Origin of the sequence: Anaeromyxobacter sp. Red801 (genome assembly GCF_049201065.2) — a bacterium.
Taxonomy (GTDB): Bacteria; Myxococcota; Myxococcia; order Myxococcales; family Anaeromyxobacteraceae; genus Anaeromyxobacter.
On sequence record NZ_CM181236.1, the window covers coordinates 2,441,646 to 2,458,046 of the forward strand.

The 16,401-nt window shown below is 76.8% G+C and carries 12 protein-coding genes and 1 pseudogene; 3 read left to right on the forward strand and 10 right to left on the reverse strand.

Annotated elements, in window-relative coordinates; genetic code table 11:
• Positions 1–47: 47 nt before the first annotated feature.
• The gene (locus tag ACOQFB_RS11260) at positions 48–1,568 is read left to right on the forward strand and encodes a hypothetical protein (protein WP_421610308.1); all 1,521 of its coding nucleotides are present in this window, start codon (positions 48–50) and stop codon (positions 1,566–1,568) included.
• Between the two features lies 1 nt (position 1,569).
• Here ACOQFB_RS11260 and ACOQFB_RS11265 read toward each other — a convergent pair whose 3' ends face one another.
• From ACOQFB_RS11265 to ACOQFB_RS11290, 6 genes and pseudogenes are all read right to left on the reverse strand, one after another.
• Complete coding sequence (locus tag ACOQFB_RS11265; protein ID WP_421610309.1) at positions 1,570–2,631, reverse strand: RluA family pseudouridine synthase; 1,062 nt, start codon at positions 2,629–2,631, stop codon at positions 1,570–1,572.
• A complete protein-coding gene (locus ACOQFB_RS11270; RefSeq protein WP_041453476.1) occupies positions 2,628–2,894 on the reverse strand; it encodes a hypothetical protein in 267 nt (88 codons plus the stop codon). The genes ACOQFB_RS11265 and ACOQFB_RS11270 overlap by 4 nt, the downstream gene beginning before the upstream one ends.
• Before the next feature lie 201 nt (positions 2,895–3,095).
• Positions 3,096–3,977 (reverse strand): helix-turn-helix domain-containing protein, encoded by an 882-nt coding sequence (locus tag ACOQFB_RS11275; protein ID WP_059439318.1) that lies wholly within the window; start codon positions 3,975–3,977, stop codon positions 3,096–3,098.
• A gap of 1 nt (position 3,978) precedes the next feature.
• Entirely contained in the window at positions 3,979–4,977 is a 999-nt protein-coding gene (locus ACOQFB_RS11280; protein WP_059439317.1) for a P-loop NTPase, read from the reverse strand.
• 26 nt (positions 4,978–5,003) lie between these two features.
• Positions 5,004–5,600 (reverse strand): HNH endonuclease, encoded by a 597-nt coding sequence (locus ACOQFB_RS11285; protein ID WP_421610310.1) that lies wholly within the window; start codon positions 5,598–5,600, stop codon positions 5,004–5,006.
• A gap of 316 nt (positions 5,601–5,916) precedes the next feature.
• A pseudogene (locus ACOQFB_RS11290) lies at positions 5,917–7,953 on the reverse strand (transglycosylase SLT domain-containing protein); the annotation flags it as partial.
• A gap of 185 nt (positions 7,954–8,138) precedes the next feature.
• Between ACOQFB_RS11290 and ACOQFB_RS11295 the strand changes: the two are divergent.
• Together ACOQFB_RS11295 and ACOQFB_RS11300 are read left to right on the forward strand one after the other, a co-directional pair.
• Positions 8,139–10,382, forward strand: coding sequence for an ATP-binding protein (locus ACOQFB_RS11295; RefSeq protein WP_059439314.1), 2,244 nt, complete (start codon positions 8,139–8,141; stop codon positions 10,380–10,382).
• Between the two features lie 34 nt (positions 10,383–10,416).
• Positions 10,417–11,838, forward strand: coding sequence for a sigma-54-dependent transcriptional regulator (locus tag ACOQFB_RS11300; protein WP_059439313.1), 1,422 nt, complete (start codon positions 10,417–10,419; stop codon positions 11,836–11,838).
• A 65-nt stretch (positions 11,839–11,903) separates the two neighbouring features.
• Here the strand turns inward: ACOQFB_RS11300 and rsmI are convergent, their stop codons facing one another.
• The 4 genes from rsmI to trmD all read right to left on the reverse strand — a co-directional run bounded on the left by rsmI (position 11,904) and on the right by trmD (position 16,374).
• Complete coding sequence (gene rsmI / locus ACOQFB_RS11305; protein WP_421610312.1) at positions 11,904–12,776, reverse strand: 16S rRNA (cytidine(1402)-2'-O)-methyltransferase; 873 nt, start codon at positions 12,774–12,776, stop codon at positions 11,904–11,906.
• Between the two features lie 31 nt (positions 12,777–12,807).
• Entirely contained in the window at positions 12,808–13,212 is a 405-nt protein-coding gene (locus ACOQFB_RS11310) for a YraN family protein (protein ID WP_059439311.1), read from the reverse strand.
• Between the two features lie 1,997 nt (positions 13,213–15,209).
• Positions 15,210–15,605: a 50S ribosomal protein L19 gene (gene rplS, locus ACOQFB_RS11315; protein WP_011420966.1), complete on the reverse strand. Its 396-nt coding sequence runs from the start codon at positions 15,603–15,605 to the stop codon at positions 15,210–15,212.
• Positions 15,606–15,630: 25 nt separating this feature from the next.
• Entirely contained in the window at positions 15,631–16,374 is a 744-nt protein-coding gene (trmD, locus tag ACOQFB_RS11320; RefSeq protein WP_011420967.1) for a tRNA (guanosine(37)-N1)-methyltransferase TrmD, read from the reverse strand.
• Positions 16,375–16,401: the final 27 nt, after the last annotated feature.

Consider the following 16,401-nt stretch of genomic DNA (forward strand, 5'->3'; position numbering starts at 1 on the left):
GGGGGGGCTTGCGCAGGCGCCCGCCGGCGCGCGTACGATCCCCGGTCATGCGGTCACCCCCGGCCGCCGCGTCCGTTCCGCTCGTGCTCGCCGCGCTCCTCGCGCAGGCGTGCGCGGCGCCGGCGCGCACCTTCCGCTGCCCGGAGCACGGCGGCGCCCCGTGGCGCGAGCTCACCAGCGACCACTTCGTGCTGCGCACCGACCTGGGCGCGCCGGAGGCCGCCGCCCTGGTGGCGCGGCTGGAGCGGCTGCGCGCCGGGGTCGCGGCCACGCTCGGCGCGCCGTCGCTCGGCACGCCCGCGCCCGAGGACGAGGCGCGGGTCGAGGTGATCGCCTTCCGCACCGACCAGGAGTACCGCCCGTTCGCGCCGGACGGCGCGGAGGGCTACTACCTGCGCTACGCCGGCGGCCCGCCGCGCATCGTGCTGTCGGGCGCGATCGACCGGCGCCAGCGCGCGCTCCTCGCGCACGAGCTGACGCACCACTACCTGGCCGGTGCGCTCCGGCGCCAGCCGCGCTGGTTCGCCGAGGGGCTGGCGGTCTACATGGAGTCGCTCGGCGACGACCCGGGCGTGCGCGCGCTCCACGTGGGCGCGCCCCCCGCCGACCGGCTGGCGCGGGCGCGCGCCTCCCCGGTCCCGGTCCGCGAGCTGCTGGCGTGGGACGGCGGCCCGGGCGCGCGGCCGGCGCTCGACGACTACGCCGCGAGCTGGCTGCTGGTGCACTGGCTGGCGCACCGCCGGCCCGAGGCGTTCGGCGAGCTGGAGCGGCGCCTGGCCGAGGGCGAGGCGCCGGCGCGGGCGTGGACCGCGGCGCTGCCCGACCTGGATCCGGCCGTCCCCGGCGCGCTGGAGCGCCTCGACCGCACGCTCGCGGAGTACGCCCGCGGGCCGCTCGAGGCGCGGCGCCGCGAGGCCGAGGTGCCGGTGGCGGTCGGCTACTTCGAGCGGGCGGTCGCGCCGGTCGAGGTGCACGCGCTGCGCCTGGCGCTGTGGCAGCTCGGGCCGCGCAAGGGCCGGGCCGCGCTCGAGGACGAGGTGCGCGAGGCGCTGGTGGAGGACCCGGCGCACCCCATCGCGCTCCAGTACCTCGCCGCCATGGACAAGCTCGACCCGGCCAGGCTGGCGCGCCGCTCGGTGGCCGCCCACCCTGAGGACCCGCGGGCGTGGACGTTCCTCGCCTCGGCGCTCGACGGCGAGGAGCAGGCCGGGGCGCGCGAGGCCGCGCTCCGGCGCGCCGCGGACCTGGCGCCCTCGAACCCGGCCGCGCTCCACAACCTCGCGCAGGAGCTGCTGGCGCGCGGCCGCTCCGGCGAGGGGCTGCCGTTCGCGCGCCGCGCCGCGCAGATCGCGCCCTGGAGCGCGCCGGTGCTGGCCGGGTACGCGGCGGTGCTGTCCGACCTGGGGCGCTGTGGCGAGGCCATCCCGCTGCAGCAGCGCGCGCTCGACGCGCTGCCGGAGCGCGAGCCGGCGGACGCGCGCCGCGAGCTGCTGCGCGGCCTCGACCGCTACGCGCTGCAGTGCCAGCTCGCCCGACGCCTCGAGCCCGCCGCGGCCGCGCGGCCGTGAGCTACCGGCGGCGCCGGGGACCGGGGGCCACCGCCCCCGGCGGCGCCGCGCGCAGGATCTCGAGGGCCGCGCGCAGGTCGGCCGGGACCGGCGCCTCCACCACCAGGCGCCGCCCGGTGCGCGGGTGGTCGAGGCCGAGCCGCAGCGCGTGCAGCGCCTGGCGCCCCACCGCCTCCGCCGCGCGCCGCGCGGGATCGTCGGGCGCGAGCCGGGCCTCGCGGCGGGTCCCGCCGTAGACCGCGTCGCCGAGCAGCGGGTGGCCCGCCTCGGACAGGTGGACGCGGATCTGGTGCGTGCGGCCGGTGTGGAGCGTCACCTCGGCGAGCGAGGCGGCGGCGCCGAACGCCTCGCGCACCCGCCACTCCGTCACGGCCCGGCGCGACGAGGTCACCCGGCCGGTGAAGCGCAGCCGGTCGCGCGGGTGGCGGCCGTAGGGCGTGTCCAGCCGGCCCGCCGGCGCGAGCGCGCCGTGGCACAGCGCCAGGTACACCTTCTCGACCGAGCGGCCCTTCCACTGCGCCTGCAGCGCCGCCAGCGCGGCCTCGGTCTTCGCGACCACCAGGCAGCCCGAGGTGTCCTTGTCGAGGCGGTGGACCAGGCCGAGCCGCGGCAGCGCGCCGTCCGGCCCGGCCGACGCCGGCAGCCCGAGCCGGTGGAGGAGCGCGTTCACGACGGTCGAGTGCGGCGTGCCGCGCGCCGGGTGCACCACCATCCCGGGCGCCTTGTCGAGGACGATGAGGTCGGCGTCTTCGTGCAGCACCGCGAGCGGCAGGTCCTGGGCGACGAGGCCGCTCGGCTCGGGCGGCGGGAGCTCGAGCTCGACGCGCTCGCCGCCGCGGAGCCGCGCCGAGGCCTTCGCGGCGCGCCCGTCCACCCGGACCCGCCCCGCCTCCACCAGGCGCTGGACGCGGGCGCGGGAGAGCTCGGGCGCGAGCCGGACCAGCGCCGCGTCGAGGCGCGCGCCGGCCAGCTCCGGGGGGACGTGCAGGGTGCGCCGGTCGGGCGTCGCGCCGCCTTCGGCGGGGGCGGGTCCGGGCTCCGCGCGCGGCGGGGGCCGCGTCACCAGATGCGGGACTTCACGTGCCCCTTGGACTTCAGGATCACGTCCACGATGGCGCGGTCGTAGAAGTTGGTGCGGCCGTAGAGGTCCGGCGAGACGCGCGACCGGTACAGCTCGCGCCCCTCCTCCAGCTCCTCGCGCAGCGCGTCGAAGAAGTTGTCCTGCTCGATGCCGCGGACGATCTTCTCCTCGTTGTAGAGGGAGACGTCGGAGCAGATCGCCCGCGCCAGGCGCGTGGCGGCCTCGGGTGAGTCGATGAGCGGCATACGGGGGCGGATCGTACGCCGGCTTCCCGGGGTGGTCAACGATGCGGCCCGCACGCACCGTGGAACCCTGGTCTCCGTCCGCTCATCCCGAGCCTTCGGCTCGCTCGCTCATCCCGACCCTTCGACTCCGGCGAGCCTTCGGCTCGCTCGCTCATCCCGAGCGTAGCGCGGCCCTCCGGGCCGCGCGGAGTCGAGGGACGCTCAGCGCGGCCGGGGCGCGCCGGGGCCGGCGGTGGCCGCGGCGACGCGCTCGAGGTACGAGCGCGCCACCTTCTGGCCGTCGAGGCGCAGCTCGCGCGCCATGCTGAGCAGGATGCCACGCAGGTAGACGGGCGCGGGCAGCAGCCCGAAGCGGTCGCCCTCGATGTTCTCGATGTGGTGGCGCGTGACCTTGATGCGCTCGGAGAGCTGCGGGAGCGTGATCCCGCGCGCCTCGCGGAGGCGCCGGAGCACCTCGCCGGTCCACGCGGTGGCGTCGGGCGCCGGCGCGCCGCCCGGGCCCGCGGCGGCCACCAGCGGGATGGGCTCGGGGGCCGCCTGCGCGACGGAGGGCAGCGGCACCGGGGTCATGGACGGGCCGCTCACCTCGCGCCGGAGCGGGATGGGCGGCGGCCGCGCCGGGAGCGGCGGCGGCTCGGCCGCGGGCGGCGGCGAGGTCGGCGCGGACGCGCCGGCGACGTGGCCCGGACGCAGCGGCCAGGACTCCTCGGCGCTCGCCTCCGCCTCGCGCAGCGCCTCCTCGCGGTCCGGCTGCGGCACGAGCGGGAGCACGCGCGCGGGCGGCGACCCCTGCGCCCCGGCGTCGGCCTCGGAGGTCTCCGCGTTCGCGGCGCCGGAGCGGTCGCCGAGCAGGTCGTCGTAGCGCCGCCGCGCGTCCGGGTCGAGGAGCGTGGACTGCGCCTCCTCGATCCGGCGCGTGAGCAGCGACGCCTCCTCGCTCGACATCAGCGTGTAGGTGGCGATGGAGCCCGGCCCGTAGAGCGCGCGGGCGCGCTCCACCGCCTCGGCGATGTCGCGCGACGACGCGTCGGGCGGGACCTCCAGGATCTCGTACAGGGTCTGATCTGCGAGCCGCTTCAGCACCTCATGCCTCGTGCCGCGCCGCGAGGTCGAGCGCCACCAGCGCGTCGGCGATCCCGGCGAAGGCCTTGGCGGCCCGGACGTCGGGCCGCTCGACGAGCAGCGGGCGGCGCGCGCGCAGCGTCCGCCACATCTCGTCGTCGTAGGGGATGAACCCGAGATAGTCCATCTCGAGCCCGAAGTACTTGCGCCACGCCGCCACCACGGCCTTGCCGACGTCGGCGTCCTGCGGCGTGCGCGCCTCGTTCACCACCAGCCGCGGGCGGAACGCGGCGAGCTGCCGGGCCAGGTTCGCGCCGGCCTCCGGATCGCGCTGGCTGACCGTGGTCACCAGCTCCACCGGGCTGCGGAAGTTGCCGCCGGCCATCACGGTCCGGAGCAGCGCCTCGTAGCCGTACACCTGCGCGACGTTCCGCATCCGCCGCCAGAACGCCGCCTTCACGAACCGGTAGGCGTTCTCGACCGCGGTCGGCTCCGGCACCAGCACCAGCACGCCGTGGTCGGCCACCAGGAAGAAGTCGAGCACGTTCGTGTGCGTGCCCGCCCCGAGGTCGAGGATCGCGTAGTCCACGTCGAGCTGCTGGATGTGGCGCAGCAGCCGCATCTTCTGGGCGTAGGGCGGGTTCGCGGCGTCGAGGTGGTCGAGCGCGCCGGAGACCAGCCCCAGGTTCTCGATGCCGGTGGGCGTGACCACGTCGTCGATGCGCGGCACGCGGCGCTCGATGAAGTCGGACAGCGTCCGCTTCGGGACGTCCAGGCCGAGCGTCGTGTGCAGGTTCGCGCCGCCCAGGTCGGCGTCCACCAGCACCACCCGCCGGCGGCGCCGGGCCAGCTCGATGCCGAGGTTCGCGGAGATGAGGCTCTTGCCGATGCCGCCCTTGCCGCCGCCGACCGCGACGATGCGCCGGGCGCGGATCGCGTCCGGGCGCGGCCCGGCCGGCCGGTGCGCGGGCTCCGGCTCCGGAACGGTCCTCACCAGCTTGAGCGTCGGCACGTCGCCCATCGCCTCATCCTAATCCGAAAGGACGACTACTCCAACAGCTCGGCGTTCCAGTATGCGGCGTCGGCCAGGGACAGGAAAGGCCGCCACTCGCGGTACAGCGCCCGCCGCGCCTGGCTCCGGAACGTGGGCGTCCAGCGCGGCCGGGTGGGCTGGCGCAGCAGCCGCATCCCGGCCTCCTCCGGCGTCCGCCCGCCCTTCCGCAGGTTGCAGCGCACGCACGAGCAGACCACGTTCTCCCACGTCGTGGACCCGCCGCGCGAGCGCGGGACCACGTGATCCAGGTTCAGCTCCGCGCGGCGGAAGCGCCGGCCGCAGTACTGGCAGGTGTTCTCGTCGCGCGCGTAGATGTTGAACCGGGAGAAGCGCACCCGCGCCCGCGGCAGGTGCTCGTAGGCGAGCAGCACGATCACCCGCGGCACCCGGATGCGCCGTCCCACCGTGCCCACCGAGTCGTGGCCCGCGGCGGCGGCCAGCGCGCTCCAGCTCTCGAAGTCGAACAGCTGGAACTGCTCGTCGAGCGCCTTCGCCACCCCCTGGTACAGCAGCGTGAAGGCGCGCCGCACCGAGGTGATGTGTACCGGCTGGTAAACCCGGTTGAGGACGAGGACGCCGGTTTCGAGCATCGCTGTTCGCAAGATCATACGCGGCGGGCCCTCCGGCCGCACGCGGGCCCGGGGGCGCGGATCGCCGCGGCCGTGTGGGTCGCGGTGCGCCCCTCCTCCGGGTCAGCCCTTGCCTCCGGCGCGGCGGAGCAGCCCCAGGGACGCCTCCTCGGGCGCGCCGTAGAGCAGCCGGTACGCGGTAGGACCGGAGCACGCGCTTCACGTAGCCGCGCGTCTCCTCCACCGGGATCTCCTCCACGAACTCGTCCACGTCGAGCCCGTCGCGCCCGCCCAGCCAGCGCCGGACCGCGCCGCCGCCGGCGTTGTACGCCGCGAGCGCGAGCGGGAGCGAGCCGTCGAACCGGCGCACCAGCTCGCCCAGGTAGTGCGAGCCGAGCCGGATGTTGAGCGAGGCGCGCATGAGATCGGTCCGCGTCGGCCGGGAGAGCTTCAGGCTCTTCGCCACCGACTGCGCCGTCGGGAGCATGAGCTGGGTGAGCCCGACCGCGCCGGCGCCGGACATGGCGCGCGGGTCGAGCGCGCTCTCCTCGCGCATGAGCGCCTGCACCAGCTCGATGGGCACGCCCGCGGGCGCCGCCCAGCGGCGCACGTCGTCGCGGTAGGCCGGCGGGTACGCGATCCGCCAGGCGCGCAGGTTCTCGCCCTCGGGCGGCTTGCGGAGCGCGCCGCGGGCGCGGGTGCGCAGCAGGTTGTGCGCGGCGCGGTGGTCGCCGGCGCGATCGAGCAGGTCGGCCACCAGCAGCACCGGCTCGGGCGCGTCGCCCGGCGCGCGCAGCCGCGCGGCGGGGATCGCCGACAGCTCCTCGGACGCGGCGCGCGGAAGCCCCATGCGCAGCAGCAGCAGGCCGGCGCGGAAGTGCGGCTCGTCGCGCAGCGGGCCCGGGTCGTAGACGGCCTCGGCGGTCCCGCCGGCCGGCGCCGCGCGGCGCGCGGGGAGGCTCTGGCCGCCGTGGCCGTCGAGCCGGGCCCGCGCCAGCAGGCCGTAGTAGTCGGTGGGGTAGCGCGAGGCGAGGTCGGTGAACACCGCCTCGGCGGCGCGCCGCCCGTCGTCGCCGCGCGCGGCGAGCAGCCGGGCGCGCCAGTACGCCGCCCGCGCGTGCTCGTAGCCGTCGCGGCCGGCCTGCTCCTCCTCGACCGCGAGGAGCTGCGCCACCGCGCCGTCCAGGTCGCCCGCCTGCTTCAGCAGCCACGCCAGCCGGAAGCGCGCCTCCTCGCGGTAGTCGCCGCCCGGGTGGTCGCGGACCAGCGCCGCCAGGGCCTCGCGCGCCTCCTGCGGCTTGCCGGCGCGCGCCAGCAGGTCCGCGGCGAAGAACAGCGCGTCGTCGGCGAAGGCGTGGCCGGGGAAGTCGCGCGCGAGCTGGCGGTAGAGCGCCACCGCCTCGTCGCGGTCGCCGGAGATCGAGGAGGCGCCGGCGAGCAGGTACAGCGACCGGACCCGCAGCCCCTCGTCCTCGCAGCCCGCCACCACCGGCCGCAGCGTGTCGATCGCCTGCCGGTAGCTGCGCTCCTTGCGGTAGGCGCGGCCCAGCGCGGCGCGGGCGCGGCAGGCGGCGGCGCCGAGGTCGTCGGGCCGGAGCGCGGCCACCGCGGGCTCGAGCAGCGCCAGCGCCTGCCCGTTGCGGTTCGCGTCGAGCAGCCCTTCGGCGCGGCGCAGCGCCTCCTCGGCCGAGGGCGGGCCGCCGTGCGGCGCCGCCAGCGCGGTCGCCGCGGCGAGGCACTCCGCCGACTCCGGCGCGAGCGGGTGCGCCGTCCAGCACGCCATCAGGTCGCGCCGCGCGCCGGCGGGATCCGGGGGCCGGGCGGCGGCCCGGATGCGGCCGGCGAGCAGGAGCGCGGAGGCGGCGAGGTCGGGCCGGGAGAGGTCGTTCGGCGCGCCCTCGCGCAGCAGCGGCGCGAGCGCCTCCAGCGCGGTCGCGCCCTCGCCGAGCGTCCAGGCCGCGCGCGCCCGCGAGAGCCGCGCCTCGGCGGCGAGCAGCGAGCGGTCCGGCACCTGCGCCCAGGCCGCCATCGCCTCGCGCGGGCGCCCCGCGCCGGAGAGCGCCTCGCCGCGCAGGAAGGTCACCCGATCGGCGAGGTCGGGCACCTTCTCCTCCAGGCCGGCGAGGACCTTCAGCGCATCCTCGGGCCTCGGGACCTCGAGCAGCGCCAGCGCGCGGACGTAGGCCGCCTCCGGCTCGGGCGCCTTCGCCAGCCGCGCGGCGGCGTCGACCCAGCGCCCGGCGTCGTAGGCGGCCTTGCCCTCCGCGGCGGGGCCCTTGCGGAACAGCGGCGCGAGGTCGGCCTCGCGGAGCGGCGGGGGCGTGGGGGTCGGTGCGGCGGCGAGGAGGCAGGCGGTGAGCGCGGCGGTGAGCATCGGTCCGTGGGACAGAGTGGGACCCGGGGGAGGCGCGGTCAAGGGACCGTTCGCCCGCCGGGGCGGGCGGGGGCGCGCCGCCCGGGCGCACCGGGAGGAACGGCCGGGGCCGCGGGCGGATTCCCTCCCCGGCCGGCGTGCGCCCGTGCGGTGCGCAGCGCCGAAAAGGGTTAGGATCGACGCGCGTGGACATCCGCACCCAGGCCACCCTGCTCGCCGCGATCGTGACGCTCGCCCTCGCGGCGGCGGCGCTGCTCCGCGACAACCGCTCCCGCGTCTTCACGCTGTTCGCGCTGTTCTCGGCCGACCTGTTCCTGTTCTCGCTGGCGCTGTTCTTCCTGCGCTGGAAGCAGTCGTTCGGGATGGTCTGGTGGGAGCGCCTGGCGGTCGGGACCGGGGCGCTCATCCCGGCGGCGGCGCTCGCCTTCTTCCTCGAGTTCCTCGGGGTGGCGCGCCGGCCCGCCCGGCGCGCGCGCAACGCCATGCTGGCCGGATCGCTCACCGGCATCGTGGTGGCGCTCACCCCGCTCGTCCACGTGAAGGCCGCCAAGCTCCTGGTCGCCGCCTACGTGCTGGGCGGCCTCGCGGCGGTCCTCTCCACCCTCTGGGGCAAGCGGCACGGCTCGCAGACCCGCGTCGAGCGCGCGCGCCTCCAGTACCTGTTCGTCGGCGCGCTGGTGGCGGTGGTCCTCTCGACGCTCGACATGCTGCCGCTGTTCGGCGTGCCCTACCCGCCGGAGGGGCTCGGGTCGATCGTCCTCACCGTCTTCATGTTCTTCCTGTCGCAGACGCTGCAGCGCCACCGGCTGCTCGACCTGCACGAGTTCCTCGGGAAGATCGTGGTGGTCACCGCGCTGGGCCTGGTGCTGGTGGCGATCTACGGCGGCCTGGTGTCCTGGGTGGGCGACCGGCCGGAGCTCTTCTACTTCAACACGGTGGTAGCCTCGTTCGTGATCCTCTCGCTGTTCGACCCGATGCGCGACAAGGTCGAGGAGTGGGTGGTCGCGACGCTGTTCCACGAGCGCTACGAGCTGGTGCGGCGCCTCGAGGACCTGCGCGAGCGGACCGGCAAGGTGATCGAGCCGGCCGGGCTCGCGGCGGTGGTGCTGGACGGGCTGGTCGAGACGCGCCGGGTCACCCACTGCTCGCTGTGGCTGCTCGCCGACGATCGCCCCGGGTACCGGCTGCTCGACTACCGCGGCCCGCCGCCGGCGCCGTTCCTCGAGCCGGCCACCGCGCGGGCGCTGCTGGGCGCCTCGTCCTCGGGCCAGAAGGCCATCCTGGCGGAGAACATCGACCGGCGCGTGTCGGAGCTGCGGGCGCTCCTCCCCACCGGCCCGGGCGACCACGTGAGCCGCCGCGGCGCGCCGGCCGCCATCGCCGAGGAGCTGAAGCGGCTCGGCGACGCGCGCGCGGTCATGGGCACCATGCGCGCCGGCATCGCCATGCCGCTGCTGGCCGGCGACCGGGTGGTCGGGTTCCTGGCCTGCTGGGACGAGCGCGTGCAGGAGGCGTTCGCCTCGGACGAGATCGCCGCGCTCATCGAGGTGGCGGACCGCTGCGCGCTCGTGATCGAGAACTCGAAGCTCTACCAGCAGATGAAGGAGCGCGACCGCCTCGCGGCGCTGGGCGAGATGTCCGCCGGCCTGGCGCACGAGATCCGCAACCCGCTCGCCGCCATCAAGGCCGCCATCCAGTACCTCGACCCGCGCAAGGTCCCCGAGGACGACCGCGAGTTCTTCGAGATCGTGGTCGAGGAGGTGAACCGCCTGAACGGCGTCGTCAGCCAGTTCCTCGACTACTCGCGGCCGCTGAAGCCCTCGCTCGCGCCCACGCAGGTGAACGAGGTGCTGGAGAAGACGTTCAAGCTCCTGCAGGCCGAGATCCCGGAGTCGGTCCGGCTCGAGCTGGACCTGGCCGAGTGGCTGCCGCGGGTCCAGGCCGACGCGGAGCAGCTGAAGCAGGTGTTCCTGAACCTGGCGCTGAACGCGTTCCAGGCCATGCCGCGCGGCGGGCGCCTCACCGTCTCCACCCGGCTCGCCCGCGACGAGCTGGCGTTCTGGCGCGAGGGCGCGCGCCGCGCCGACCTGGTGGAGATCCGGTTCCGCGACACCGGCCCGGGCATCCCGGACGACGCGCGCGAGTCGATCTTCGTGCCCTTCTACACCACCAAGGAGAAGGGCACGGGGCTCGGCCTCGCCATCTGCCAGCGCATCGTCAAGGCGCAGCAGGGGACCATCGTGGTGCGCTCGGCCCCGGGCGAGGGCGCCGAGTTCCTCATCTCGCTGCCCGGCATCCACGAGGAGCGCCCGGCCGAGGCGCCGCGCCCGCCGCTCGACGAGGAGGAGAAGGCCCGCGCCCGCGAGCGGCGCCGGGCCCGGGCCGAGGCGCGCCTCCGCGGCCGCAAGCGGCGGAAGAAGCACGCCTGATGCGTCCCCCTGCCCTTCCGTGATACGAGGCGCCGTGGCCCACGTCCTCATCGTAGACGACGAGGTGAACATCCGCCGGGTCCTCGCGGCCATGCTGAAGCGCGAGGGCTACGAGGTCACCACCGCGGCCGACGGCGAGCAGGCCCTCGGCGTGCTGCACCGCACGCCGGTGCACGTGGTGGTCACCGACCTGGTCATGCCGCGGGTGGGCGGGATGGAGCTCCTGCGCCGCGTCGCGCAGGACTTCCCCGACGTGCCGGTGATCCTCATCACCGCGCACGGCTCGGTGGACAGCGCGGTGGCGGCGCTCAAGGCCGGCGCCTTCGACTACATCACCAAGCCGTTCGAGCAGGAGGAGCTGAAGAAGGTCATCGCCAAGGCGGCGCGCGCGCACGACCTGGAGCGCCAGAACCTGCACGCGATGCTGAACGAGGGCGACGGCCCGCCGCTCATCGGGCAGTCGCCGCCCATGCGCGCCATCTACGAGATGGTGGCGCGGGTGGCGGACTCGCCGTCCACCGTCCTCATCACCGGCGAGAGCGGCACCGGCAAGGAGCTCATCGCCAAGGCGCTGCACCGCGGCTCCTCCCGGCGCGACAAGCCGCTCATCAAGGTGAACTGCGCCGCCATCCCCAAGGACCTGGTGGAGAGCGAGCTGTTCGGCTACGAGCGCGGGGCGTTCACCGGCGCGGTCGGCTCCAAGCCCGGGCGCTTCGAGCTGGCCGACGGGGGCACGCTGTTCCTGGACGAGATCGGCGAGGTGCCGGTCGAGATGCAGGTGAAGCTGCTCCGCGCCATCCAGGAGTCCGAGTTCGAGCGCGTCGGCGGCATCAAGACGCTGCAGGTGGACGTGCGCCTCATCGCCGCCACCAACCGCGACCTGAAGCAGCTCATCGCCGACGGGCGCTTCCGCGAGGATCTGTACTACCGGCTGGCGGTGGTCCCCATCGCCCTGCCCCCGCTGCGCGACCGGCGCGAGGACGTGCCGCTGCTGGTCCGCCACTTCATCGAGAAGTACGACCAGCGCCTGGGCAAGAAGGTCGAGGGGATCGAGGGCGAGGCGCTGGAGCTGCTCGTGAACTACTCCTGGCCCGGGAACATCCGCGAGCTGGAGAACCTCATGGAGCGCTCGGTGCTGTTCGCCGACGGGCCGCTCATCCAGGCGAGCGCGCTCCCCGACGCGCTCCGCGAGAAGGGGGCGCAGGCGTCGGTCCCCATCGCCGCGGTCGGCCCGCTGGGCGCCATCGCCGCGCCGAGCGGCGCGTCCATGAAGGAGATCGTCCGCCAGGCGCAGGCCGAGCTGGAGCGCGAGCTCATCACGCGGGCGCTCGAGGAGACCGGCGGCAACGTCACCCGCGCCGCCAAGCGGCTCCAGATCAGCCGGAAGTCGCTGCAGGTGAAGATGAAGGAGCTGGGCCTGCGCGGCGCCGTGGACCTCGAGGACGAGCGGAGCTAGCAGGCTCGCGCCGTCCCGCTGCCGCTCGCGGTGAGCCCGTCGAACCGCGAGCGGGGCGCTCCCGCTCACCCGCCGTGCTTCAGCCGCTCCAGGGCGGCGTAGACGTCGGAGCGGACCAGGCCGCGGGCCCGGGCCACCTCGCGCGCGATCGCGGACGGGGGCTCGCCGGCGGCGAGCCGGCGGCGCAGCTCGTCCTCGAGCGGCTCGGCCTCGGCGGCCGCGGCCGGCGCCGCGCCGGGCGCGGGCGGCGCCACCACCAGCGTCACCTCGCCCTTCACCTCGCCCGCGAACCGGTCCGCCAGCCCGGAGAGCGGGCCGCGCGCCAGCTCCTCGTGCAGCTTGGTCAGCTCGCGGGCCACGAGCGCGGGGCGGTCGCCCAGCGCGGCGGCGAGGTCGCGGAGCGTCTCGGCGGTCCGGTTCCCGGCCTCGTACAGCACCAGCGTGGCCGGCGCCGACGCCAGCCAGGCCAGCGCCGCCGCGCGGGCGCCGCCCTTGCGCGGCAGGAAGCCGGCGAACACGAACCGGTCGGCCGGGAAGCCGGACGCGGCGAGCGCCGTCACGGCCGCGCTCGGGCCGGGCACCGGCACCACCGGCACCCCCGCCTCCCACGCGGCCGCCACCAGCGCCGCCCCCGGGTCCGACACGCCGGGCGTGCCCGCGTCGGTGCAGAGCGCTACCGACTGCCCGGCGCGCAGCCGCTCCAGCACCGGCTCCAGCCGGCCGCGCTCGTCGAACGCGGGGAGCGACAGGAGCAGCGGCGCGGCGGCCCCCAGGTGCGCGAACAGCTTGTGCGTGCGGCGCGTGTCCTCGGCCGCCACCGCCGACACGGTGCGCAGGAGCTCGGCGGCCCGCGGCGACAGGTCGCCCAGGTTGCCGATGGGCGTCGCGAGCACGTAGAGGGTGCCCGGCGCCGCGGCCTGCGGCGGCCGCGCGCTCACCCCGCCCTCCGCGTCGCCGCCGGGCGCGCCATCACCAGTGCCCCGGCCGGCCGTCGCCGTCGAACGCGGCCGGGAAGTGCTCGATGCGCGGCGCGCCGTCGCCGAAGGTGACCGCCACCACGTCGAAGCGGATGGCCTGCTCCAGCCCGCCGTGCCCGAGCGCCCAGTCGGTGGCCGCGGCCACCACCCGCCGCCCCTTGAGCGGGCCCACCGTCTCCTCGGGGCCGCCCAGCGCGTCGGAGGTACGGCTGCGCACCTCCACGAACACGAGCACCTCGCCGTCCCGGCAGACGAGGTCCACCTCGCCGCGCCGGGTGCGGTGGTTGCGATCGAGGATGCGGAAGCCGCGCTCGGCGAGCCAGGCCGCGGCGAGCGCCTCGCCCTCGCGCCCGAGCGCGTGCCGCCCGTCCCCCGCCCCGCCCGCGCCGCCGGCCATCGCGCTACGCCCCGTGGTCCGCGGCCTCGCGGAACGCGAGGTCCGGGGTGGCGTGGACGACCTGCCCGCGCGCGCGCCGCCTGCTTGAGGAGGCGCGCCGCGAAGCGCCGCGCGCCGTCGGAGAGCCCCTGGAACGCGTCGTCCACCAGCCCGACCCGCCGCCCGCCGGCGAGCCCCTGCTCCAGGAACGCGAGCTTCAGCGCCAGGAACACCAGGTCGCGGTCCGCCGGCGGGAGCGACAGGGCCGGCACCGGCCGCCCGGCGACGAGCACGTGGAGCCCGCCCCGGTCGTCCACCTGCACGCCGCCCAGCCGCTGCGAGGTGAGCCCCGCCAGCGCCTGCCCGGCCTTCTCCGCCACCCCGCGGCCCGCGGCGGCCGGGCTCCCGCCCAGCTCGGCCGCGGCGCGCCGGAGCAGCTCGCGCAGCGGCTCCGCGGCGGAGGGCGCGGCCACGGCCGGCGCCGGCGCCGCCGGGGCGGGCGCGGCCGCCTCGGCCTCGATCCGCTGGAGCTCCGCCTCGATGGAGCGCACGTCGCGGACGAACCCGCCCGCCTCGTCGGCGAGCCGCGCCTCGAGCGCGGCGTGCTGCTCGTCGAGCCGCGCCTTCTCCGCGGCCGCGCCGCGCGCCTCCGGCGTCGCCTCCCACGCCTCCAGCCGGGCGCGCGCGCCGGTGGCCGCCGCCTCCGCCTCGGCGAGCCTGCCGAGCGCCTCGCGCAGCTCCGGCGGCCGGGCCAGGCCGAGCGCGCCCAGCGCGCCGCGCACCGCGGCGCCGTCGCGCTCGAACTGCGCCTCGACCTTCGCCTGCCAGTCGTCCACCACCCGGCGCCGCCGGGCGATCCGCTCCCAGGCCTCCTGCGCCGAGACCCAGCGCAGCGCCACCCAGGCCGCCCAGCCGAACGCGGGGATGTCGAGCAGCGCCAGGTAGCGCATGCCGGTGGACGCCGCAGCGCCCGCCACGCCCACGGCCGCCAGCGCCGCGCCCGCGCCGGCGCCGGCCCAGAACGGCGGCGCCCGCCAGAACGGCAGCGGCGCCCCGCCGGCCTCGGCCTCCTCGAACGCCGCGCGCTCGGCCTCCATCCGCGCCACCGCGTCCGCGCGGCGCGCGGACGCCTTCTCGTACGCGGCCAGCGCCGCGTCCGCGTCCCCGAGCGCGTCGCGCGCCGCCGCCACCGGCGCCAGCTCGTCGCGCGCCCGCCCGGCCGCCGCGAGCGCGTCGCGCAGGCGGGCGCCCTCGCGGAGCGCGACGTCCAGCTCGGTGACGCGGGCCTGCAGCGCGTCCAGCTCCTGCTGCACCTTCTCCGAGGCGCGCGCGCGCACCAGCTCGCCCTCGAGCTGCGCGCGGCGGCGCCGGGCCTGCTCCGGCGAGAGCGGCGCGCGCTGCGGGACCGCGGCCGCCGTGCCGCCCATCGCCGGGCGCCGCGAGGGCAGGTCCGCCGCGGAGATGGTGAGGAGCGCGTCCTGCCGGGCGCGCGGCGGGACGCCGACGGGCGCGCGCAGCGCCGCGGCGATCTCGGCGAGGTCCTGGGAGACGAGCGAGAACGCGCGGCGCTCGGCGTCGAAGCGGTGGAGCTGCGCGCCGGCCGCGAAGTCGCGCACCAGCCGGTAGGTGACGCGGTCGTCGCCGACCAGGGTGAGCCCGGCGCGCACCGCCGCGCCGGCCGGGCCGCCGGGCGCGCGGGGCAGCGCCTCCGCGTCCCGCGCGTCGGGGTGCAGGAGCGCCTCGAGCAGGCGGCGCAGGGCGGCGCCGTCGGCGGAGACCACGTTGTATCCGGGGCGCAGCGTCGCCCGGCCACCAGCGGGCGCGACGCCGCGCACGCCCTGGGCTGCGAACTCGAGGAGGATCACGCTCGGGCCGGCATGTTAGCTCCCGGGCGCCGACGCGGGAAGCGCGGCGTCCCGCGCCCAAGGCACGGCACGGCCGCACACCGGCACACGCCGGGGTGCGGCCGCGAGGTGCGGAGGTGCGAGGCCGGCGCCGGACGGCGCGCCGGTGGGAGGCTACGCCGGGGTCGGCGCGGCGTGGGCGGCGTCGGCCGCGCCCGGGCCTTCCTCCTGGTGGAGGCGGGCCGCCTTGCCCTGCAGGTTGCGCAGGAAGTAGAGGCGCGAGCGGCGGACGCCGCCGTGGCCCACGACCTCGATCTTGTCGATGCGGGGGCTGTGCACGGGGAACATGCGCTCCACGCCCACGCCGTAGCTCACCTTGCGCACGGTGAACATGGACGAGCCGGGCGCGCCCTTGCGGTACGCGATCACCACGCCCTCGAAGACCTGGATGCGCTCCTTGTCGCCCTCCTTGATCTTCGTGTGCACGCGGACGCTGTCGCCCGCGCGCATCTCCGGAAGGTCGGTCCGCAGGTACTTCGCCTCGATGTCGGCAATCGCCTTGCGCAGCATGACGTCCGTCTCCTTTACCGCTCGTCTACAGCTCGTCGTCCCCGGCGTCGATCAGCCGGAGGTCGCTCTCGGGAAGCGAGACCCTCGTGAAGAGGTCCGGCCTCCGCTCCCGGGTGGCCCTGAGCGCCTCGCGCCGGCGCCACCGCTCGATCCGCCGGTGGTCCCCGGACAGCAGGACCTCCGGAACCCTCATCCCCCGGAACTCCGGGGGCCTCGTGTACTGCGGGTACTCGAGGAGCCCCTCGGCACCCGCGAAGCTCTCGGCGTCCGCGGACGCCGCGTTGCCCAGCACGCCGGGGACGAGGCGCGCGGCGGCGTCGACGACGCAGAGCGCCGCCAGCTCGCCGCCCGTGAGGACGAAGTCTCCGATCGAGACCTGCATGTCCACCGCCGTCATCACCCGCTCGTCCACTCCCTCGTACCGCCCGCACGCCAGGATCAGCCGCCCGTGCTCCGCGAACCGCCGCGCCAGCGCCTGGTCCAGCCGCGCGCCGCGCGGGCTGGTCAGGACCACCCAGGCCCCCGGGAGCCGCGCGCGCGCGGCCTCGATGGCCTCGACGAGCGGCTCCGGCTTCATCACCATGCCCGCCCCGCCGCCGTACGGCGCGTCGTCGCAGACCCGGTGCTTGCCCGTCGCGTGGTCGCGGATGTCCGTGATCGTCGCCGCGAGCAGGCCGGCCTCCTGCGCCTTCCCGAGGATGCTCTCCCCCAGGTACCCCGCGCACATGCGCGGGAACAGCGTCAGGATGTCGACCTCGAGCCTCGCCACGTCCGATCCTCTTCCTCGGCGGCCTCC